The organism is Microbacterium sp. MPKO10 (assembly GCF_026107415.2).
Lineage (GTDB): Bacteria > Actinomycetota > Actinomycetes > Actinomycetales > Microbacteriaceae > Paramicrobacterium.
Map to the genome: position 1 here is coordinate 65,143 of NZ_JAPCHX010000004.1, position 19,036 is coordinate 84,178.

Annotated in this window: 21 protein-coding genes; 6 read left to right on the forward strand and 15 right to left on the reverse strand. The window is 63.4% G+C overall.

The genetic code is table 11. The annotated features are described in order from the left end of the window. Nucleotides 1-14 precede the first annotated feature (14 nt). Complete coding sequence (locus OK352_RS08470) at nucleotides 15-1,184, forward strand: acyltransferase family protein (protein ID WP_265141033.1); 1,170 nt, start codon at nucleotides 15-17, stop codon at nucleotides 1,182-1,184. A 6-nt stretch (nucleotides 1,185-1,190) separates the two neighbouring features. Here the strand turns inward: OK352_RS08470 and OK352_RS08475 are convergent, their stop codons facing one another. The 3 genes from OK352_RS08475 to OK352_RS08485 all read right to left on the reverse strand — a co-directional run bounded on the left by OK352_RS08475 (nucleotide 1,191) and on the right by OK352_RS08485 (nucleotide 2,307). After that, a complete protein-coding gene (locus OK352_RS08475) occupies nucleotides 1,191-1,373 on the reverse strand; it encodes a hypothetical protein (protein WP_265141034.1) in 183 nt (60 codons plus the stop codon). A 96-nt stretch (nucleotides 1,374-1,469) separates the two neighbouring features. Then, a complete protein-coding gene (rpsO, locus tag OK352_RS08480) occupies nucleotides 1,470-1,739 on the reverse strand; it encodes a 30S ribosomal protein S15 (protein WP_265141035.1) in 270 nt (89 codons plus the stop codon). 109 nt (nucleotides 1,740-1,848) lie between these two features. Beyond that, on the reverse strand, nucleotides 1,849-2,307 hold the full coding sequence (locus OK352_RS08485) for a VanZ family protein (RefSeq protein WP_265141036.1): 459 nt from the start codon (nucleotides 2,305-2,307) through the stop codon (nucleotides 1,849-1,851). Between the two features lie 125 nt (nucleotides 2,308-2,432). Between OK352_RS08485 and OK352_RS08490 the strand changes: the two genes are divergently transcribed. Continuing rightward, complete coding sequence (locus OK352_RS08490; protein WP_265141037.1) at nucleotides 2,433-2,627, forward strand: DUF5302 domain-containing protein; 195 nt, start codon at nucleotides 2,433-2,435, stop codon at nucleotides 2,625-2,627. A 74-nt stretch (nucleotides 2,628-2,701) separates the two neighbouring features. On the opposite strand, the gene OK352_RS08495 is transcribed toward OK352_RS08490, so the two are convergent. From OK352_RS08495 to OK352_RS08510, 4 genes are all read right to left on the reverse strand, one after another. Beyond that, complete coding sequence (locus OK352_RS08495) at nucleotides 2,702-3,331, reverse strand: FMN reductase (RefSeq protein WP_265141038.1); 630 nt, start codon at nucleotides 3,329-3,331, stop codon at nucleotides 2,702-2,704. A 3-nt stretch (nucleotides 3,332-3,334) separates the two neighbouring features. Continuing rightward, nucleotides 3,335-4,459 carry an LLM class flavin-dependent oxidoreductase gene (locus tag OK352_RS08500; RefSeq protein WP_265141039.1) on the reverse strand — a complete coding sequence of 375 codons (1,125 nt, stop codon included), beginning with the start codon at nucleotides 4,457-4,459 and terminating at the stop codon, nucleotides 3,335-3,337. Between the two features lie 153 nt (nucleotides 4,460-4,612). Then, nucleotides 4,613-5,656: an LLM class flavin-dependent oxidoreductase gene (locus OK352_RS08505; protein WP_265141040.1), complete on the reverse strand. Its 1,044-nt coding sequence runs from the start codon at nucleotides 5,654-5,656 to the stop codon at nucleotides 4,613-4,615. A 186-nt stretch (nucleotides 5,657-5,842) separates the two neighbouring features. After that, entirely contained in the window at nucleotides 5,843-6,319 is a 477-nt protein-coding gene (locus OK352_RS08510; RefSeq protein WP_265141041.1) for an Lrp/AsnC family transcriptional regulator, read from the reverse strand. Between the two features lie 110 nt (nucleotides 6,320-6,429). Between OK352_RS08510 and OK352_RS08515 the strand changes: the two genes are divergently transcribed. Beyond that, nucleotides 6,430-7,635 carry a trans-sulfuration enzyme family protein gene (locus tag OK352_RS08515; RefSeq protein WP_265141042.1) on the forward strand — a complete coding sequence of 402 codons (1,206 nt, stop codon included), beginning with the start codon at nucleotides 6,430-6,432 and terminating at the stop codon, nucleotides 7,633-7,635. Here the strand turns inward: OK352_RS08515 and OK352_RS08520 are convergent. Beyond that, nucleotides 7,587-8,126 carry an adenine phosphoribosyltransferase gene (locus tag OK352_RS08520; RefSeq protein ID WP_265141043.1) on the reverse strand — a complete coding sequence of 180 codons (540 nt, stop codon included), beginning with the start codon at nucleotides 8,124-8,126 and terminating at the stop codon, nucleotides 7,587-7,589. The two genes, OK352_RS08515 and OK352_RS08520, sit on opposite strands and share 49 nt — an antisense overlap. Before the next feature lie 5 nt (nucleotides 8,127-8,131). Next, a complete protein-coding gene (locus OK352_RS08525; RefSeq protein ID WP_265141044.1) occupies nucleotides 8,132-8,506 on the reverse strand; it encodes an FKBP-type peptidyl-prolyl cis-trans isomerase in 375 nt (124 codons plus the stop codon). A gap of 96 nt (nucleotides 8,507-8,602) precedes the next feature. On the opposite strand from OK352_RS08525, the gene OK352_RS08530 reads away from it, so the two are divergent. After that, entirely contained in the window at nucleotides 8,603-8,827 is a 225-nt protein-coding gene (locus OK352_RS08530) for a hypothetical protein (protein ID WP_265141045.1), read from the forward strand. A 4-nt stretch (nucleotides 8,828-8,831) separates the two neighbouring features. Here OK352_RS08530 and OK352_RS08535 read toward each other — a convergent pair whose 3' ends face one another. Together OK352_RS08535 and OK352_RS08540 are read right to left on the reverse strand one after the other, a co-directional pair. Next, on the reverse strand, nucleotides 8,832-10,313 hold the full coding sequence (locus OK352_RS08535) for an aspartate ammonia-lyase (RefSeq protein WP_265141046.1): 1,482 nt from the start codon (nucleotides 10,311-10,313) through the stop codon (nucleotides 8,832-8,834). Nucleotides 10,314-10,369: 56 nt separating this feature from the next. Then, the gene (locus OK352_RS08540; protein WP_265141047.1) at nucleotides 10,370-11,794 is read right to left on the reverse strand and encodes an NCS2 family permease; all 1,425 of its coding nucleotides are present in this window, start codon (nucleotides 11,792-11,794) and stop codon (nucleotides 10,370-10,372) included. Between the two features lie 169 nt (nucleotides 11,795-11,963). Between OK352_RS08540 and OK352_RS08545 the strand changes: the two genes are divergently transcribed. Further along, on the forward strand, nucleotides 11,964-13,244 hold the full coding sequence (locus tag OK352_RS08545; RefSeq protein ID WP_265141048.1) for a uracil-xanthine permease family protein: 1,281 nt from the start codon (nucleotides 11,964-11,966) through the stop codon (nucleotides 13,242-13,244). A gap of 17 nt (nucleotides 13,245-13,261) precedes the next feature. On the opposite strand, the gene OK352_RS08550 is transcribed toward OK352_RS08545, so the two are convergent. The 3 genes from OK352_RS08550 to OK352_RS08560 form a co-directional block, all read right to left on the reverse strand. Then, nucleotides 13,262-13,591: a peptidase gene (locus OK352_RS08550; protein ID WP_265141049.1), complete on the reverse strand. Its 330-nt coding sequence runs from the start codon at nucleotides 13,589-13,591 to the stop codon at nucleotides 13,262-13,264. Then, nucleotides 13,588-14,769 carry an inorganic phosphate transporter gene (locus OK352_RS08555; RefSeq protein ID WP_265141050.1) on the reverse strand — a complete coding sequence of 394 codons (1,182 nt, stop codon included), beginning with the start codon at nucleotides 14,767-14,769 and terminating at the stop codon, nucleotides 13,588-13,590. Before OK352_RS08555 ends, OK352_RS08550 begins: the two co-directional genes overlap by 4 nt. Nucleotides 14,770-14,915: 146 nt before the next feature. Next, a complete protein-coding gene (locus OK352_RS08560) occupies nucleotides 14,916-15,755 on the reverse strand; it encodes an aldo/keto reductase (RefSeq protein WP_265141051.1) in 840 nt (279 codons plus the stop codon). Between the two features lie 61 nt (nucleotides 15,756-15,816). Between OK352_RS08560 and OK352_RS08565 the strand changes: the two genes are divergently transcribed. Then, nucleotides 15,817-17,925, forward strand: a complete 2,109-nt coding sequence (locus tag OK352_RS08565; protein WP_265141052.1) for a S9 family peptidase — start codon at nucleotides 15,817-15,819, stop codon at nucleotides 17,923-17,925. A 68-nt stretch (nucleotides 17,926-17,993) separates the two neighbouring features. Here OK352_RS08565 and OK352_RS08570 read toward each other — a convergent pair whose 3' ends face one another. Continuing rightward, nucleotides 17,994-19,022: a 6-phosphofructokinase gene (locus tag OK352_RS08570; RefSeq protein WP_265141053.1), complete on the reverse strand. Its 1,029-nt coding sequence runs from the start codon at nucleotides 19,020-19,022 to the stop codon at nucleotides 17,994-17,996. Nucleotides 19,023-19,036: the final 14 nt, after the last annotated feature.

The window sequence follows — 19,036 nt, forward strand, 5'->3', positions numbered from 1 at the left end:
TACGAAGGACGCTCATGTCGAGTTCACCCGCGACCGAATCCCGCCCCGCCCGCAGCAAGCGCATCCCGCTCTGGGACAACGCGCGTTTCGCCTGCATGGTGTTCGTCGTTGTGGGGCACGGCATCCAGAGACTCATCGGCGATTCGGATGCTGCACTCACGGTGTACCTCGTCATCTATTCGTTCCACATGCCGGCGTTCGCGTTCATCAGCGGATACTTCTCGAAGTCGGGACCGCCCTCCGTGCGGCAGATGCAGCGAGTCATCACGGACATCGTGCTGCCGTACGTCTTCATGGAGACGATCTGGACAGCCGTAAAGTTCTTTGCGGAGGGCGACGAGACGCTGAATCCGACGAAGCCGTCATGGACGCTCTGGTTTCTGCTCGCCCTCGCCATATTCCGGCTCGTGCTTCCCTACCTGGCGCTCGTGCGCTGGCCGCTGCTGTGGGCAGTCGTGCTCTCGGTCGGGGTCGGCTACCTCGATAACGTGGACAGCACTTTCTCGCTCGCTCGGCTCTTCGGCATCCTTCCCTTCTTCGTGCTCGGCTGGCGCGTGAAGAAATGGGATCTTGTGACCCGGTGGGGGCTCGATGTCCGCACCCCGTGGTGGCTGCGTGCCGCTGCTCTGGCCGTGGTCGCCGCGTGGAGCGCCGTCGTCTGGTTTTCCATCGATCTCTGGCGGGAGGTCGATCTGCGCTACTGGTTCTTCTACGACCAGTCCTATGACGGTCTCGGGCAGGATGCGTGGTGGGCCGGAGCCGTTCGGCTCGGGGTGATTCTTCTCAACACCGCACTCATCGCTGCATTCATGGTGCTGATCCCGCGGCGACGCACGGTCTTCACCGGATTCGGGCAGGCCACGATGTACGTTTACCTCTTGCACAGCTTCGCGCTCTACCCCATCCGGGAGTCAGGGCTTCTCACGCACGAAGCTCTCGCCGACTATCTTCTGCCGGTGATGATCGTCGTCAGCGTGCTGCTTGCCGTCGTGCTGTCGACCTGGCCGGTACGTCGGCTGTTCCGGCCACTCATCGAGCCTAAACCGCACTGGATCTTCACGCGCGACGACAGGCTCCCCGCGGGACCGAGCCGCACCGATCCGACCGGCTCACGGCGGCCGAAAACCGCGAGTGTTCCCACGGTGCCGCCGCAACCGGAAGCCGACACTCACCGGGCCGGATAGCGGCGGCTAGGAGCGCCGTCTCATGGCGATCAGCACGGCACCGACGATGACGAGTGCAATGATCACGGCAAGGAATGCTTTCACCACGAACCAGAGCACCTGAAAGAAGGCGCCGATCAGCCACCAGGCAACGACGATCGCGACGATGAACACAGCAATGGCAAGAATTCGCCGGGCAGTCGTTCCCATGTGATCCTCTCTGCGGGTTCGTGCCCCCAGACTACGGCAAACCGGCCGCCACCATAGTTGGTGACGACCGGTCTGCGAAAGAAGTGCGATATACGCTTAGCGGCGCAATCCGAGACGCTCAATGAGCTTACGGTAGCGGGTGATGTCCACGTCGGACAGGTAGCCCAGCATGCGACGGCGCTGACCGACGAGAAGGAGCAGTCCACGACGCGAGTGGTGGTCGTGCTTGTGGTCCTTCAGGTGCTCGGTGAGCCCCTTGATGCGCTCCGTCATCACGGCGATCTGAACCTCAGGGGATCCAGTGTCACCGGGGTGTGTCGCGTACTCTTCGATGATCGCCTTCTTGGTCTCTGCATCAAGTGCCATAGAATCGATCCCCTTCCAGTCGTTGCGCGGTGCCCGTCACCCGATGTGCGAGCTCTCTTTATCCGCGGCCGATAGACGGCAACCGAACAAGACTAGCAGACCGAACCTCCTACGGAGTACGGGTGAGGGCGCCCCGCGCATGGCGCACCCGTCGAGCGGCCAGTACAGAAATCCCGAGCGCGGCGAGAGCACCGATGAGGGCACCCGTACTGTTCGCGATCACGTCACTGACGGTTGCGTATCGGGTGGCCGAGAGCAGGACGCCCTGAATGGTCTCGATCAGGAGCGTGTCGCAAACGCCGACGACGATCCCGACCCACCACCGGGCGGGTCCCGCCCACAGTGCCACGAGCAGCCCCACGGGAATGAACATTCCGATGTTCGCCGTGAACTCCACGACGTCATACGTCAGCCACGCCGTCAGCGGATGCTGTGAGAATCCGTCGAGCACCTGGTCGATCAGCCCGACGACGCCATCGTCGAAGGGCTGGGGCGTCAGCGTGACCGCCCACACGAAGATCAGGTAGGCGACCGCCACAATGCCGAAGAGGAGCCGCTGAAGACGCATCCGACCATTCTGCCCGATGTCACGGCGTGATCAGTGCACTAGTCAATGGCACACGCGTCGCCTAGTCTGGGCGAACCGGGAAAATCTGCAGCGATCGACATCGCCGCCGCGTTGCAAGGAGGACAATGAGCGCCGACAATCCGGCCCCTGAGGGCCCGCCAGAGGACGTCAAACGCAAGTTCCGCGAGGCGCTTGACCGCAAGAACAGTCAGCAGAAAGGTCCCATCGACGGCGACGATCACCTGCGTGAGAATTCGCCCGTCGACCATGCGCAGGGACGCGCGGAGCAGAAGCGCGATTTCCGTCGCAAGACGGGCTGACGCGCAGCCCACAGCGGAGACGCGAAAGCGGACGGTCCCGTCGGGGCCGTCCGCTTTCGTGTGCGGGACCGCCGTCAGTTCCCCTGGAAGCCCCCGAGGAGTTGATCGAAGTTCTCATCGAGTGCGAAGGGGTCAACGACGTTGGCCGACCGCTCCGAATCTTTCATGAGTGCGGCAAGCTCCCCCGCCGCCCGGTCGATGCGCTCCGGCAGCGATTTCACGGTGTCTTCACCGGCGCCCCAGTCGTCACTTGCCGCATACACGGCAGTGGGGATGACGACGGAGTGCATGTAGTTGAACAGTGGTCGCATGGCGTAATCGAGCGCGAGCGAATGCCGCGGAGTCCCGCCCGTAGCACCGATCACCACCGGGAGATCGGTGAGCGCTGTGTTGTCGATCACATCGACGAATGATTTGAAAAGACCGGCATAGCTCGTCTTGAAAATGGGTGAGACGGCGATCAGACCATCAGCCCCGGTCACCTGATCGATCGCGTTCTGCAGCGGCTCATCGGCGAAACCCGTGAGTAGGTTGTTCGTAATCGACTGTGCCAGATCACGCAGCTCGAAAGTCGCGATGTCCACATCGTGGCCCGCCTCGACCAGGCGCTCCTCCGTGCTCTGCGCGAGCTTGTCCGCCAGCATCCGCGTCGACGACGGGGTGCTGAGGCCCGACGACACAACCGCGAGCTTCCGCGTTGTCATACTCTATTTCTCCGATCCCGCTGGTGACGCGCTTAGTGTAACCGTTTCACGGTGCTCAGCATTCCCCGCAGCGACGCGCGCGGCGTGAGTCGGAGCATCAGGAATGTGAGACGGGCGAACCCGCGCAAACTCGCGGCGCAGTACGGGAACGACCTCCGCGCCGAGCAGATCGAGCTGTTCCAGCACCGTTTTCAGCGGCAGGCCCGCGTGGTCCATGAGGAAGAGCTGGCGCTGGTAGTCGCCCACGTAGTCACGGAATCCCAACGTCCGATCGATCACCTGCTGCGGGCTGCCGACGGTCAGGGGGGTCTGCTTTGTGAACTCCTCGAGGCTCGGACCGTGACCGTAGACCGGCGCGTTGTCGAAATACGGCCGGAATTCATTCACCGCATCCTGTGAGTTCTTGCGCATAAAGACCTGACCGCCCAGCCCGACGATCGCCTGGTCGGCCGAGCCGTGGTAGTGCTCGAAGCGCTGACGATACAGCCCCACCATCCGCTGGGTGTGCGAACTCGGCCAGAAGATGTGGTTGGCGAAGAAGCCATCGCCGTAGTACGCGGCCTGCTCGGCAATCTGCGGTGATCGGATGCTGCCATGCCAGACAAACGGCGGGGTACCGTCCAGCGGCCGCGGGGTGGACTGGAAGCCCTGAAGCGGCGTGCGGAACTGTCCCTCCCAGTCGACGTACTCCTCACGCCACAGCTGGCGAAGCAGGCCATACTTCTCGATGGCGAGAGGAATGCCCTGGCGGATGTCCTCGCCGAACCACGGATAGACGGGTCCTGTGTTGCCGCGGCCGAGCACCACGTCCATTCGCCCTCCGGAGAGGTGCTGAAGCATCGCGTAGTCTTCGGCAAGACGAACCGGGTCGTTCGTGGTGATCAGCGTTGTCGCCGTGGAAAGGATGATGCGCGAAGTCTTCGCCGCGAGATAGCTGTTGATCGCGACAGGGCTCGACGGAAAGAACGGTGGGTTGTGGTGCTCGCCCATGGCGAAGACATCGAGGCCGACCTCTTCTGCATGCTGGGCGATCGTGAGGACGTCCTGCAGCCGCGACGCGTCGGTGGGCGTGCGTCCGGTTACGGGGTCTGGCGTGATGTCGCCGACGCTGAAGATTCCGAATTGCATTCTCGGCCGCTCCTGACATTTCGATGCAAATGAATAGATATTCGGGACAACAGGCATCGATGCCAGGGTATTCCCCCGTCATCCGAAACGGTGTGGCAGGGTGTTCTGGCGCCGCCAGCCGGCGTGTCAGCGCGCAACAGCGCCCGAAGACGCTCAGTCGACCGTCAGAAGTTCGCTGGCGAGAAGCTCAAGTGTTCGTTCGCGCGCGGGGATGGCCTCGAGCGGGTCGGCATCGTACGACCCGGCAACGGGTGAGACCATCAGCTCATCGACGTCGTACTGTCGTGCCAGGGCCTGAGCCTTCGCCGCCGCTGTTGCGGGGTCACCGATGATGTAACCGTCGAGCGCCTGCTGGATGAACTCCTCCGTCAGCGCGTCGGTCTCGGCAGCCTCGGCCTCTTCGATCGTGTCGAGCGGGCCCATCGGCTTATTCGTGCGCAAACGAGCCATCTGAAGCAGGTTCGGAAGCGCCTGCGCGTACGCCTCGTCGGAAGACTCGGCGACGACGGCGTTTGCCGTCATAAATGTCTGCGGCTTCTCCGCGTGCACGGAGGGCTGGAATCCTGAGCGATAGAGATCGAGAGCCCGATCGGCTCCCCTGCCGGCAAAGTGATTGGCGAACACGTATGGCAGCCCGAAAGACGCGGCCAATGTCGCCGAGTAGTCGCTTGAGCCAAGCAGCCACACCGTCGGAGATCCGTCGGCCACCGGTGTCGACCGCAGCGAGTACTCCTTTCCGCTCGTCAGCTCGACGGTGGCGCCATCGGTCGCCAGAAGGGCGATGATGTCACTGACGTTGTTCGGAAATCGGTTCACGTCACTTGTCGCGCCGGACTGCGCAAGCACAGCGGTCACCACCGGGTCACTTCCCGGCGCTCGACCGATCCCGAGATCGATCCGGCCGGGAGCAGCGGCCTCCAGGAGTGCAAACTGCTCGGCGACGACGAGAGGCGCATGATTCGGGAGCATCACACCGCCCGAGCCGACGCGAATGCGCTCGGTGCGCGACGCGACAAGTGCGATCAGCACGGCAGGGTTCGTCGACGCGACAGCCTTCATATTGTGGTGCTCGGCCACCCAGTAACGCGTGTAACCAAGCCCATCGGCTTTCTGCGCCAGACGCGTCGACGCATGAAGCGCCTGCGCCGTTGTCTGCCGGGAACGGACGGGGATGAGGTCGAGCACTGAAAGTTCCATCACAGAAGTGGAACGTCTCAGACTCTTTTTCATTCCCCCCTCATGCCTCGTCTCTGCCGTCACGGAAGGTCTCCGAGGTCAGAGGTACGGGTCGCGCCCGCCGTCGACTCGACGTCGCATGCCAGGCAACCGGCGTCGTCAGGCAGACACGAGCGTGTGGCAACCGTGTCGGGCAGATGTGCCGGATCAGTCGAGAAGCTCCTGCCACCCCGTTCCCTTGACGTGTTCGAAAACGATGTTCGTCTCGGAATGCGCAACGACAGCGTGGCCTGTGACGTACTTCACGACGAAATCACGCAGCTCTGTCGTACTGCGCGCGGCGACATGCAGCAGGTAGTCGTCTCGGCCTCCGAGGTGGAAGAGGGAGAGAACGCCGGGCCAGGTAGTCACCTCGCGACGGAAGGCCTCGATGTCCGATCTGTCGTGCTGTGTGAGCTGAATGGCGATCACCGCCTGAATCGGAGCGCCAAGCACGGCAAGATCGATGTCGGCGTAATAGCCTGTGATATCGCCCGATCGCTGCAGACGCTTGAGGCGCAGCGACACTGTTGACTCCGCGATCCCGAGATCGTGCGCGAGCTGCGAGCCCGATGCGCGTGCGTTCAGGGACAGGGCTTTCAGCAGCGCTCTGTCGGTCTTGTCGAGTTGGGGGGTGTTCGTCATTGTCTTACCTCACACGGGTTCGCGTTGAAGCTTCTTTGCTGTTTGGGAGTGGTTTCGCGAAAACTTCAGTCGTCCTTGAACATTGCCACAGATTCTGTCTTAATCACAGCATGAACAGAGACGTTCGCTTTGATACACGTGCCGTGCACGGTGGCATGGAGTCCGTGCGCGAGTCAGGATCCCACGTTCCAGTCATCGATCTGTCGACGACGAATCCACTTCCCGATGTTCGAACGGGAGGTGACTCGTACGAGAACCTGGCGGGAGGCGGCTCCCGTGGCGCCGACGACTCGCCCGTGTACCAGCGGCTCTGGAACGACGGCGTCGCTCGCTTTGAGCACTCACTTGCCGGTCTCGAGGGCACGGACTCCGCAGCCGCCTTCAGCACGGGGATGGCCGCACTCACCGCGACGCTGACAGCCATCACCGCTGCCGGCGATGCGGACATCGTCGCCATCAGGCCGCTCTACGGCGGCACCGATCATGTCCTCGACAGTGGTCTGCTGGGGACGCGCGTCACGTGGGCGACGCCGGAGACAGTCGGAAGGCACATCTCTCCTACGACGGCCCTCGTCGTCTGTGAGACGCCCGCGAACCCCACGCTCGATGTCGTCGACATCGGCAGCGTCGTACGCCAAGCCGGATCGGTCCCCGTCCTCGTAGACAACACGTTCGCCACGCCCGTGCTGCAGAGACCGCGCGAGCAGGGCGCAACGCTCGTTCTGCACAGTGCCACGAAGTTTCTCGGGGGCCACGGAGACGTCATGGGCGGCATCATCGCCGGCCCAGAGCCGTGGATACGCCGCATCAGGCATGTACGCGCACTCACCGGAGCGCTGCTGCACCCGTCGGCGGCGTATCAGCTGCACCGTGGGCTTCGGACCCTGCCCATCCGCGTGCGTGCGCAGCAGGAGAACGCTCGGCGTCTGGTCGACGTTCTTCGACAGCATCCGGCTGTGGCCACCCTTCACTACCCCGGGCTCGCCTCGGACGGCGATGTGGTCGCCCGGCAGATGTCGGGCTCCGGGTCCGTCTTCGCTCTTGACCTTGCCGGCGGGTTTTCCGCGGCATGCCGGTTCGTCGATGCCGTCTCGATTGCGTGCCATGCCGTGTCGCTCGGCGGCGTCGATACTCTCGTGCAGCATCCGGCATCGCTCACTCACCGCCCGGTCGCTGCGACGGCCCGCCCAGGAGACGGGATCGTGCGTGTTTCCGTCGGCCTCGAAGATGTGCGCGATCTCGAGCAGGACCTCACACGGGCGCTTGATCAGGCAGAGGGATCCGCAGATTCGGTCAGGAGCACGCGAACAGGGTAATCGCGGAGAGCTTCGATTCCGCCGAGCCCGTCGAGTGCGAGGACGAGCCCGAACCCGGCGACGATTGCCCCGGCACGTTCTACCAGCCGTGCCGCGGCGCGGCAGCTTCCGCCCGTCGCAAGAACGTCATCGACGATGAGGACGCGGGAGCCCGCGGGGAGAGTCGTCGGCTTCAGCTCCAAGGCAGCTGTGCCGTATTCGAGCGAATATTCCTCACGAAGGATATCTCCCGGGAGCTTCCCCTCTTTGCGGATGGCGAGCAGACGGGTGCCCGTAGAGTAGGCAAGCGCCGAGGCGAGAAGGAATCCTCGTGCCTCGATGCCGGCGACGACGTCAAAACCGCCGGCGACACCGGAACCAAGCTCGTCGACAACACGGCGAAGAGTCTCGGGGTCGGCGAACGCCGGGGTCAGGTCGCGAAAGACGATCCCGGGCTTCGGGAAGTCCGGGATCGTCTCGCTGAGTTCGAGAACTCGAGCAGCAGCTGTCACGAGAGCTACCGCACTCCGAGAAGATCGATGATGAAGATCAGCGTCTGACCGGAGAGCGGGTGACCTCCCCCGGCCGGCCCGTAGGCCAGATGCGGGGGAACCGTGAGCTGACGGCGTCCGCCGACGCGCATGCCGGGGATCCCCTCCTGCCACCCGGCGATCAGATTGCGCAGTGGAAAGTTGATGCTCTCTCCACGGCTCCACGACGAGTCGAATTCTTCGCCGCTATCGTAAGAGACACCAAGATAGTGCACGTCGACCGTCGACGAGGCGAGCGCTTCGTCGCCATCCCCCAGATCGATGTCGGTGATCTCGAGTGTTTCGGGGGCGGGTCCGACGGGAGCGTCGACCTCGGGCTTTGTCTTGTTGGATTCGGTCATAGGTCCATCCAAGCCGACTGACCGGCCAGCGGCAACCTGAAACAGGATGTCACGGCCAGTGATGCTTGCTTTCCCCCTTGATGAGAGGCATCCTTAATGGACAAACTCATCGCCCGGTCCGATTCGCAGGTGAAGCCGCGAACACCGGGCGATGAGGACGTTAACGCGGCAGTCACCCACGACCTCCCGCTCACTGAGGCCCTCTGCCACCGCGCTGGCCATACCCCGTTTCGCGCACCGACCCGTGCCGTCACAGCATCCGAGCGGCCAGTACCGCCACAGCATCAGAGCGCGCGGCCGGATGCTGTGGCGGGAAAGTAGCGAATCAGGAGTCGGTGGACTCCGTTGACTCGCTGCCCACTGGGGCGTGATCCGCATCGTCGATCACCGGAATCGCCATCGTGACAGCTTCGAGTCCGGAAAGCCGGGCTGGCGACAGCTGCTTCGTCACGTCTTCACGCGACATCAGATCAGCCTCGACGACGAGGTCGGCGATGTTTCGGTTCGTCAGGAGAGCCGTCTTCGCAAGTGCCGCGGCCGCCGTGTACCCGATGAACGGGGTCAACGCGGTGACGACGCCGACAGAGGTGCCGACCATTGTCTCGAGTCTGTCCTCGTTCGCTGTGATGCCGTCGATTGAGTTCACTCGGAGCGTCTGGCATCCGCGCGCCATCCACAGGATGCTCTGAAGAAGCGAGTGCGCGATGACGGGCTCGAATGCGTTCAACTGCAGTTGACCGCCTTCTGCGGCCATGGTCACCGTGGTGTCTGCTCCGACGACGGAGAAGGCGATCTGGTTCATCACCTCGGGGATCACGGGGTTGACCTTGCCCGGCATGATCGATGACCCTGCCTGCTTCGCCGGAAGGTTGATCTCGCCGAAGCCGGCCTGCGGTCCGCTCGAGAGGAGGCGCAGATCGTTGCAGATTTTGGACAGCTTAATGGCCGAGCGCTTGAGTGCGCTGCTGAACGACATGAACGCGCCGGCATCGCTCGTCGATTCCACAAGATCGGGTGCCGTCTCGAGCTTGAGCCCCGTGATCTCATTGAGGTGACGCACCACAACCGACGCGTAGCGAGGGTCAGCCGTGATGCCGGTTCCGATCGCTGTTGCCCCCAAGTTGATCTCGGCCAGAAGCCAGATCGTCTCGGACAGTCGCCTGTGGTCCTCGCCGAGCGTTGTGGCGAATCCGTGGAACTCCTGCCCGAGCGTCATGGGAACAGCATCCTGAAGCTGCGTACGCCCCACCTTGAGCGTGTGGCGGAATTCCTGCCCCTTCGCGGCAAACGACTGACGCAGCAGATCGAGCTCATCAAGAAGATCCGTGAGTGACCGCGCAAGCGCGATCTTGATGGCCGTGGGGTAAACATCGTTGGTGGACTGACTGCGGTTCGTGTGGTCGTACGGCGAGATATACGCGTAATCGCCCTTTTCGTGGCCAGCCATCTCAAGCGCGATGTTGGTGATGACCTCGTTCGCGTTCATGTTCGTCGAGGTTCCCGCGCCTCCCTGGATGACGCCGACGCAGAATTCCTCGTGGAATTCTCCGTCAATCACCCGCTGGCACGCACGGTCAATCAGGTCTGCCTTCTCGGCATTCAGAGCACCCAATTCGGCATTTGCGCGTGCTGCTGCCTGTTTGACCGAGGCTAAGGCGACGATCAGGTGGGGATACACCGAGATCGGACGCTTGGAGATGTCAAAGTTCTCGAATGCCCTCGCGGTGTGGATGCCCCAGTACGCGTCGCTGGGGATCTCCATCGATCCGAGAGAGTCGGTTTCCGTTCGTGTCGGACGTTCGCTCATGACAGCGACTCTACCGGCGAAATCGCCGGGCTCGGGCGCATCAGCACAGCACCGTCTCAGCCCAGCAGCGCCTCAATGGGTCCGCGAGCGAAGTAGACGAGGAAGCCAGCCGCGACGATCCAGAGAAGCGGGCTGATCTCGCGGGCCTTACCCGTCAGCGACCGCACAACGACCCACGCGATGAATCCCGCGCCGATCCCGTTCGCGATGGAGTACGTCAGCGGCATGATGGCGACAGTGAGAAACACGGGGAGAGTGATGGAGAAGTCGGTCCACTCGATCTCTCGGATCTGTGACATCATCATCCCGCCCACGACGACGAGAGCGGCGGCCGCCACCTCGCTCGGGACGATGCTTGTCAGCGGTGTGAGGAACATCGCCAGCAGGAAAAGCACGCCTGAGACGACGTTGGCGAGCCCGGTGCGCGCCCCCTCGCCGATGCCTGCACCCGACTCGACGAAGACGGTGTTCGACGAGCCTGACGTCAGGCCTCCGGCGACCGCTCCCACACCCTCGACAATAAGCGCCGACTTCAGCCGTGGGAAGGTTCCCCGATCATCCGCGAGCCCAGCCTCTTTCGACAATCCCGTCATCGTGCCCATGGCGTCAAAGAAGTTGGTGAAGACCAGGGTGAATACGAGCATGAGCGCTGCCAACACCCCGATCCGCTCGAAGCTGCCGAACGACACCTGGCCGATCAAGCCGAGATCGGGAAGGCTGAAGACGCGTGACGGCAGTGCGGGCACCGCGAGTCCCCAACCTCCAGAATTGTCGGTCGACGAGCCGAGGTGGAAGATGCTCTCAACGATCATCGCGATGACGGTTCCCACGAGGATGCCGATGAGGAGCCCGCCCTTGACCCGACGGGCGACCAGCACACCGCAGATGAGAAGCGTGACGACGAAGATCGTCGTCGGACCTGTCGCGACAGAGCCATCGATGCCGAGGCCGACAGGAGGAGACGACTCCCCCGTCGACGTGACGAATCCGGCATTCACAAGGCCGATGAAGGCGATGAACACGCCGATCCCCACGGTGATCGAGATCTTGAGCTGCATGGGAACCGCATCAAAGATCATGCGTCGCAGGCCTGTGGCGGCGAGAACGACGATGATGATGCCGTTGATGACGACCAGCCCCATCGCCTCGGCCCAGGTGACCTCTCCGACAACGCTGAAGGCCAGGAATGAATTGATCCCGAGTCCCGCCGCGAAAGCAAACGGCAGCCGTGCGACGACGCCGAACAGAATCGTCATCAGGCCCGCAGTGAATGCGGTCACTGCCGAGAGCTGTGCGAAATCGAGTGCCTGGCCATCGACATCCGTCCCCGAGGACAGGATGATCGGATTGAGGATCACGATGTACGCCATCGCAACGAACGTCACCAACCCGCCGCGCAATTCGGCGCCGATGGTGGAGCCGCGGGTCGTGATCTCGAAATAGCGGTCGAGACGTCCTGGCGTCGCCGTGTCGGTCGCCACGCGGCGCTCCCTCCTGGGCGACGTTCGTCGCCCGCTCTGATCAGTGCGCGGTCATCGACCGCCGTCGAACATCATATTGTGCTTCGTCGCTCCGGGCCCCGTCGCACAGCTGCCTGTACGGTATCTTCGGGGCCGCACGGCGCGAGACCCCCAGTGAGAGCGAGGACACATGCGACTTCCCTGGGCAGTGCACGGTGATGGCAAGGACATCGGAGCGCAAGAAGTCGTCGGTCCAGCGGAACGCCTCAGCTGGCCGCGCACGATCGGCATCGGAGCGCAGCACGTCATCGCCATGTTCGGTGCGACGTTCCTCGTTCCCGTGCTCACCGGTTTCAGCCCCAGCACGACTCTGCTGTTCTCCGGAATCGGGACGCTGCTCTTTCTGCTCATCACGCAGAACAAGCTCCCCAGCTATCTGGGCTCATCATTCGCCTTCATCGCACCGATCACTGCGGCGACAGCCACTCACAGCATGGGTGGCGCACAGTTCGGCATCATCGCTGTCGGTCTCCTCCTGGCACTTGTCGGCGCAATTGTGCAATGGACGGGATCTGGGTGGATCGACGCCGTGATGCCTCCCGTCGTCGCCGGAACGATCGTGGCGCTCATCGGCTTCAATCTCGGGCCCGAGGCGTGGAACAACTACAAGGTGGCACCCGTCAGCGCCACGGTGACGCTCGCCGCTGTCGTCGTCTCGTCCGTGCTGTTTCGCGGCATCCTTGGCCGTCTGTCGATCTTCATCGGGGTGGTCGTCGGCTATATCTGTGCCACGGTGCGGGGCGAAGTCGACTTCTCGGCGATCGAGGCGGCCGACTGGTTCGGCCTGCCCGTCCTCACAGCGCCGGCCAACCCATTCACCGACCTCACCCTCTGGGGGCTGCTGCCTGCTTTCCTCCCCGTCGTCCTGGTGCTCATCGCCGAGAACGTCGGCCATATCCGCGGTGTGGCTCAGATGACCGACCCGTCCGTGAATGCGCAGACCGGCCGCGGCCTCATCGCGGACGGGCTCGCCACGATCCTCGCCGGAGCCGGAGGCGGATCCGCAACAACGACGTACGGTGAGAACATCGGGGTCATGGCCGCCACGCGCGTCTATTCGACGGCCGCTTACTGGGTGGCGGGAATCGTCGCCGTGCTGCTCTCGCTCTCACCGAAATTCGGTGCGGTGATCGACACGATCCCGGCGGGCGTCCTCGGTGGAGTGACGACGGCCCTCTACGGCATGATCGGGATCATCGGCGTGAAGATCTGGATCGACAACCGAGTCGACTTCAACAAGCCGGCCAATCAGTTCACCGCTGCGACGGCGCTCATCATCGGCATCGCGAACTTCATCTGGAGCGACGAGGGCTCCGGAGTCACGTTCAATGGCATCGCATTCGGCACGATTGCCGCGATCGTCATCTACCACGTGATGACATGGGTCGGCCGGTGGCGCGGCACCAACTGATCACCGGGCGCGATCACTCAGTGAAAGAGCGGGATGATCAGATAGATCCCGTAGACGACTGCGCCACCGCAGACGACGAAGCACGCGTACGCGCCGATGCGCGCGATCATGCGCTGAGCGGGAGTGAGTGGGTTCTTCCGCACCGCCTTCTCCACACGCTTCTCTTCCCGCAACCGCTTCTTCTCGCTCATCACCGTGATGGCATCGGTGAACTCGGCCGGCGCGACGAGCGGAGCACGGCCCGCTGTGACGAGTAGCCTCAGCCCCAGCGCGTACAGGCCGACGACGGCGGCAGCGGCGATCAGCGCCGCGATGAAAACAATGAGAAAGGCCATCCAGTCGATCATGATTTCGCCTTTTTCTTCTTACGACGCGGCTTCGTGATCTTGACGGCGCCTCCTGACGCCGCGACGTCAGCGACAGCGTTGCTGTGATCGACCTTGTCCCGCCGGGACCAGAGGTAAATGCCAAGAATGACGGCAACGCCCACGATGGTGTCGATCAACAGTCCGAGAGGACCGATTCCCGCGAGGAATGCGGCAGCCGCTCCGACAATCGCCGCGGAGGGCAGCGTCATCAGCCATCCCACGGCGATCCGGCCCGCCGTGCCCCAACGCACCTTCGACCCGCGGCGGCCGAGTCCAGAGCCGATAACCGACCCCGACGCAACCTGCGTGGTCGACAAAGCGAATCCGAGGTGGCTCGAGGCGAGAATCGTGGCGGCGGTTGACGCTTCGGCTGCAAAGCCCTGCGCTGGTTTCACCTCGGTGAGTCCTGTGCCGAGCGTCTTGATGATGCGCCATCCGCCGATATAGGTGCCGAGCGCGATCGCGAGGGCGCACACGAGGATCACCCAGAACTGCGGGCCGGTCCCGATGTCTTGGGAGCCGACGGCGATGAGGGTCAGCGTGATGATTCCCATGGTTTTTTGGGCGTCGTTCGTGCCGTGCGAGAGTGCAACGAGTGACGATGTAAAGATCTGGCCGAACCGGAAACCGCTGCGGCCATCAGCCTTCTTGTCGTAGCGCCGCGTCAGCGCATAGGCCATGCGCGTCGTGATGAACGCGATGACACCGGCGGTGACAGGGGCGACGAGGGCCGGAAGGATCACCTTGGACAGCATCACCGAAAAGTCGACGGAATGAATGCCGACGCCCACGAGCGCTGCGCCAATCAGCCCGCCGAACAGGGCATGCGACGAACTCGACGGCAGCCCGAGCAACCAGGTCAGCATGTTCCAGACGATCGCTCCGAGAAGCCCCGCGAAGATCAGTGCGGGTGTGATCAGAACACCCTCATCTCCTTCGCGGATAATCCCGCCCGAGATCGTGCGTGCCACTTCCGTGGACAGGAACGCGCCGATGAGATTCAGAATGGCGGCGACGCCCACGGCCACCTTCGGCTTCATCGCCCCGGTGGCGATGGGAGTCGCCATCGCGTTAGCGGTGTCGTGAAAACCGTTCGTGAAGTCGAAGAACAACGCGAACGCGATAACGAGGATGACGACGAGGGAGGTTATTTCCACCAGTAGGGTCTCTGATTCGAAGCCGGTGTACGAACGTCTGTCCCCGCCATTTCACGGGAACGTCCGCGTCTGGACACCCGCGGCGGGCGCTGACGGTATCGAGTCTTGCACCGGCACGCCATATCGGTCAACTCAGGCGAGCCTTGTCACATCTCCTCGTGCACAGTCGGGTCACCGCCGAACAGCCGTCCATCCGGCGACCCGAGCGACGTGATGGCCGCAACCTCGTCAGAGCTGAGCGAGAACCCGAACACATCGAGGTTCTGACGCTGCCTGTCGGGGCTCGCCGATTTCGGAATCGGAACGACACCGCGCTCGATGTGCCAGCGCAGAACGGCCTGCGCGGGAGTGACGCCGTGCCGGTCGGCGATCTCGACGATCGTCTGCTCGTTGTAGGGGGCGGCTGACTTTCCCAAGGGGCTCCATGCCTCCGTGAGGATGTCGTGCTGGGCGTGAAACTCGATCAGCTGCTCCTGCGGGAAGTACGGATGAACCTCGATCTGGTTCACCGCGGGAAGCACCCCGGTCTCGGCGGCGAGCCGGGTGAGGTAGTCCCGTGTGAAGTTCGACACACCGATTGAGCACACCGTGCCGTCCGCCTGCAGATCGATCATCGCTCGCCATGCATCAACATATTTATCCACGCTGGGATTCGGCCAGTGGATGAGATACAGGTCGATCACATCGACACCGAGGGCTGCCCGCGACGCTTCGAATGAGTCGAGCGTCTCCTGGTACCCGTGGTGCCGACCGGGAAGCTTCGTGGCCACCACAATGTCTGAGCGATGAACGTCGGTCTCGGCGAGCGCACGCCCGACAACATCCTCGTTCTCGTAGTTGACAGCGGTGTCGATGAGCCGGTAGCCGGCGTCAAGGGCTGACAGCACCGCTGCCGTCCCCTCCTCTCCCTTGAGTGGATAAGTTCCGAAGCCAAGAGCGGGCAGGGACGTGTCATCGCGAAGCTGGCGTGCGGGGATCTCAGTCATGACTCCACCGTAATCGCTCCGATGCTCCTGTCCGCCGCCGGCGAACGGATAGCGTTGTCACATGACTGATGCACCACGCGCACCGCGTCGCGATTTTGCACGCACACATCACGGCGACACCGTCAACGATCCCTACCACTGGCTGAGCGACAAAGACGATCCGGCGGTGACCGATTATTTGAATCGTGAGAATGCCTACGCCGATTCCGCAACTGCCCATCTCGCCCCGCTGCGCCAGACGCTGTTCGACGAGATCAAAGCGCACACTCAGGAGACCGATCTGTCGGTGCCTGTTCGCGAAGGCGCCTGGTGGTATTACTCGCGGACGTTCGAAGGCAAGCAGTACGCCGCTCATGTGCGCGCTCCGGCCGCTGATTGGACACCGCCGGACACCGAGAGCGGCGACGTCGACGGTGAGGAGGTCGTTCTCGATGACAACATCGAGGCCGACGGACATGACTTTTACCGACTCGGCTCGTTCGACATCAGCCGAGACGGCACACGGATGCTGTACGCGATCGATGCCGTCGGAGATGAGCGGTACACGCTGCGCATTCGGGATCTGACGACCGGTGCCAACCTCGCGGACCATGTGCCCGGTACGTTCTCAGGCGCCGTCTTCTCGCCGGACGGCGAATGGGTCTTCTACACGACCGTCGATGACACATGGCGCCCCGACACCGTCTGGCGTCATCGCGTCGGTACCGCGGCCGCGGAGGATCAGCGAGTCTTCCACGAGCCGGACGACAGGTATTGGGCGGGCGTTGGTGTCACCCGCAGCGGCAGATACATCGTGATCGCTGTCGGCTCGAACATCACGAGTGAGTGGATGCTGATCGACGCCGATGCTCCGGAAAGCGAACCTCGCGTGATCTGGCAGCGTAGGGAGGGTGTCGAGTACGAGGTCGAGCACGCGGTCATCGGCGGGCGCTCAGTGCTGCTCATCCTGCACAATGCCGCCGCCGAGAATTTCGAGCTCGTCGCCATCGATGCCGATGCTCTCGGCGATCCGGATGCTGCTGTCACGGTGCTCCCCCACGACGATGCCGTGCGGCTCGAGTCCGTCGAGGCGTTCCGCGACCGTCTCGCCCTCGAATACCGCGAGGGCGGGCTGACCCGCATCGCGACCATCGAGCTGGATGCGTCGTCGACGCTGGAGAACCTCTCGGTCGCTCCGGTGGTTTTCGACGAGAGCCTGTATACGGTCGGTTTCGGGGGCAATCCCGAATGGGAACAGCCGACTCTCCGGCTCAGCTATACATCGTTCGTCACGCCAAGCACTGTCTACGCACTCGATCCCGCGTCCCAGTCACTGACCCTCCTCAAACAGCAGCCGGTCCTCGGCGGCTACGACCCCGAGAACTACGAGCAGTCACGCGAGTGGGCAACCGCGCGCGACGGGGAGCGAATTCCGCTCTCGATCGTACGACGGCGCGGAGCAGCATCCGGCCCCCTGCTCATGTTCGGATACGGGGCCTATGAGCACAGCATGAACCCCGGCTTCTCGATCGCGCGCCTGTCGCTTCTTGACCGCGGCGTGACGTTCGCGATCGCACACGTGCGCGGTGGAGGCGACCTGGGACGCCGTTGGTACGAAGACGGCAAGCTGCTGAACAAGAAGAACTCGTTCACCGACTTCGTCGACTCTGCTCAACACCTTGTCGACGCCGGGCACACCACTCCCGATCGCCTCGTCGCCGAGGGCGGCAGCGCCGGAGGTCTGCTGATGGGCGCGATGCTGAACCTCGCTCCGGAGCTCTTCGCCGGAGTGCACGCGGCCGTGCCTTTCGTCGATGCGCTGACGACGATCCTGAACCCTGAGCTACCGCTCACGGTGATCGAGTGGGACGAATGGGGCGACCCTCTGCACGATTCCGATGTCTATGCGTACATGAAGTCGTACTCGCCGTACGAGAATGTGCGTGACGACGTCGCGTATCCCCGCATTCTGGCGACCACGAGCCTCAATGACACGCGAGTGTTCTATGCGGAGCCGGCCAAGTGGGTCGCTCGGCTGCGCGACGTGGAGGCCCCGGCCCTGCTGCGCACCGAAATGCACGCTGGCCATGGGGGCGTCAGCGGTCGATACGCTGCGTGGCGGGAACGCGCGTGGGAGATGGCATGGATCCTGGATGTTCTCGGCTGCGCGGATGTCACTGTCGCGCACTGAACTCGCACTCGTCTCACACGACATGAGCGGCGGCCCGGGAACACCGGGCCGCCGCTCATGTCGGATGGTCAGCCGAAGAGAATCGCAGCTTCGTCGTAGCGGTCCTGCGGAACGGTCTTCAGCCCGCCGAGCGCGTCTTCGAACGGAACGTTGACGATATCTGTTCCGTGAAGTGCCAGCATCGTGCCCCACTCGCCGTTCATGACCGAGTCGATGGCCGCCATGCCCAGACGAGTCGCCAGCACGCGGTCATACGCGCTCGGGACGCCCCCGCGCTGCAGGTGACCGAGGACGGTTGAACGCGATTCGATTCCCGTACGCGATTCGATCTCGGGCGCCAGAACATCGGCGATGCCGCCGAGACGCGGCCTGTTGAATGCATCGAGGCCCTTCTCGGAATGCGCCGTCTCCATGGTGTCGAGCGTGAAGCCCTCGGAGACGACGACGACCGGCGCTCGCCCGCGATCGGCGACGGATTCTACCCAGTGCACAATCTGTTCCATGGACTGTGGCTGCTCGGGGACCAGAATGGCGTGCGCACCGGCCGCCATGCCAGCGTGCAGGGCGATCCAGCCCACGTGCCGCCCCATGACCTCGACGACCATGCAGCGCTTGTGCGACTCCCCAGTCGTCCGCAGTCTGTCGATCGCCTCCGTTGCGATCTCGACGGCCGTGTCGAAGCCGAACGAGTAATCGGTGGCGTCGAGGTCGTTGTCAATGGTCTTCGGCACGCCGACGATGTTGAGGCCAGCATCCGTGAGGCGCTTGGCCGCGGCGAGCGTCCCCTCTCCCCCGATCGCGATGAGCGCGTCGACGCCGATGCGATCGAGAGTCGCCTGCACGTTCTCGGGACCGCCGTGTGGTCCTTCGAACGGATTTGTGCGACTCGTGCCGAGGATCGTGCCGCCCTGTTTGCTGAGGCCGCGGACGCTGTGACGGTCGAGCGGCATCGTCAGGCCCTCGACGACGCCCTTCCAGCCATCACGAATGCCCACGAACTCCTGACTGTGGATCTTCGTGCCTTTGAGGACAGCTCCGCGGATCACCGCGTTCAGGCCCGGGCAGTCGCCGCCGCTCGTGAGTACGCCGATTCTCATGAAATAATCTCGTT

Excerpts from the sequence above, each read along its gene's own strand:
- OK352_RS08470 (WP_265141033.1), top strand. The coding sequence starts at position 15 with ATGTCGAGTTCACCCGCGACCGAATCCCGCCCCGCCCGCAGCAAGCGC.
- OK352_RS08475 (WP_265141034.1), bottom strand. The coding sequence starts at position 1,373 with ATGGGAACGACTGCCCGGCGAATTCTTGCCATTGCTGTGTTCATCGTC.
- rpsO (WP_265141035.1), bottom strand. The coding sequence starts at position 1,739 with ATGGCACTTGATGCAGAGACCAAGAAGGCGATCATCGAAGAGTACGCG.
- OK352_RS08485 (WP_265141036.1), bottom strand. The coding sequence starts at position 2,307 with ATGCGTCTTCAGCGGCTCCTCTTCGGCATTGTGGCGGTCGCCTACCTG.
- OK352_RS08490 (WP_265141037.1), top strand. The coding sequence starts at position 2,433 with ATGAGCGCCGACAATCCGGCCCCTGAGGGCCCGCCAGAGGACGTCAAA.
- OK352_RS08495 (WP_265141038.1), bottom strand. The coding sequence starts at position 3,331 with ATGACAACGCGGAAGCTCGCGGTTGTGTCGTCGGGCCTCAGCACCCCG.
- OK352_RS08500 (WP_265141039.1), bottom strand. The coding sequence starts at position 4,459 with ATGCAATTCGGAATCTTCAGCGTCGGCGACATCACGCCAGACCCCGTA.
- OK352_RS08505 (WP_265141040.1), bottom strand. The coding sequence starts at position 5,656 with ATGGAACTTTCAGTGCTCGACCTCATCCCCGTCCGTTCCCGGCAGACA.
- OK352_RS08510 (WP_265141041.1), bottom strand. The coding sequence starts at position 6,319 with ATGACGAACACCCCCCAACTCGACAAGACCGACAGAGCGCTGCTGAAA.
- OK352_RS08515 (WP_265141042.1), top strand. The coding sequence starts at position 6,430 with ATGAACAGAGACGTTCGCTTTGATACACGTGCCGTGCACGGTGGCATG.
- OK352_RS08525 (WP_265141044.1), bottom strand. The coding sequence starts at position 8,506 with ATGACCGAATCCAACAAGACAAAGCCCGAGGTCGACGCTCCCGTCGGA.
- OK352_RS08530 (WP_265141045.1), top strand. The coding sequence starts at position 8,603 with ATGGACAAACTCATCGCCCGGTCCGATTCGCAGGTGAAGCCGCGAACA.
- OK352_RS08535 (WP_265141046.1), bottom strand. The coding sequence starts at position 10,313 with ATGAGCGAACGTCCGACACGAACGGAAACCGACTCTCTCGGATCGATG.
- OK352_RS08545 (WP_265141048.1), top strand. The coding sequence starts at position 11,964 with ATGCGACTTCCCTGGGCAGTGCACGGTGATGGCAAGGACATCGGAGCG.
- OK352_RS08550 (WP_265141049.1), bottom strand. The coding sequence starts at position 13,591 with ATGATCGACTGGATGGCCTTTCTCATTGTTTTCATCGCGGCGCTGATC.
- OK352_RS08560 (WP_265141051.1), bottom strand. The coding sequence starts at position 15,755 with ATGACTGAGATCCCCGCACGCCAGCTTCGCGATGACACGTCCCTGCCC.
- OK352_RS08565 (WP_265141052.1), top strand. The coding sequence starts at position 15,817 with ATGACTGATGCACCACGCGCACCGCGTCGCGATTTTGCACGCACACAT.
- OK352_RS08570 (WP_265141053.1), bottom strand. The coding sequence starts at position 19,022 with ATGAGAATCGGCGTACTCACGAGCGGCGGCGACTGCCCGGGCCTGAAC.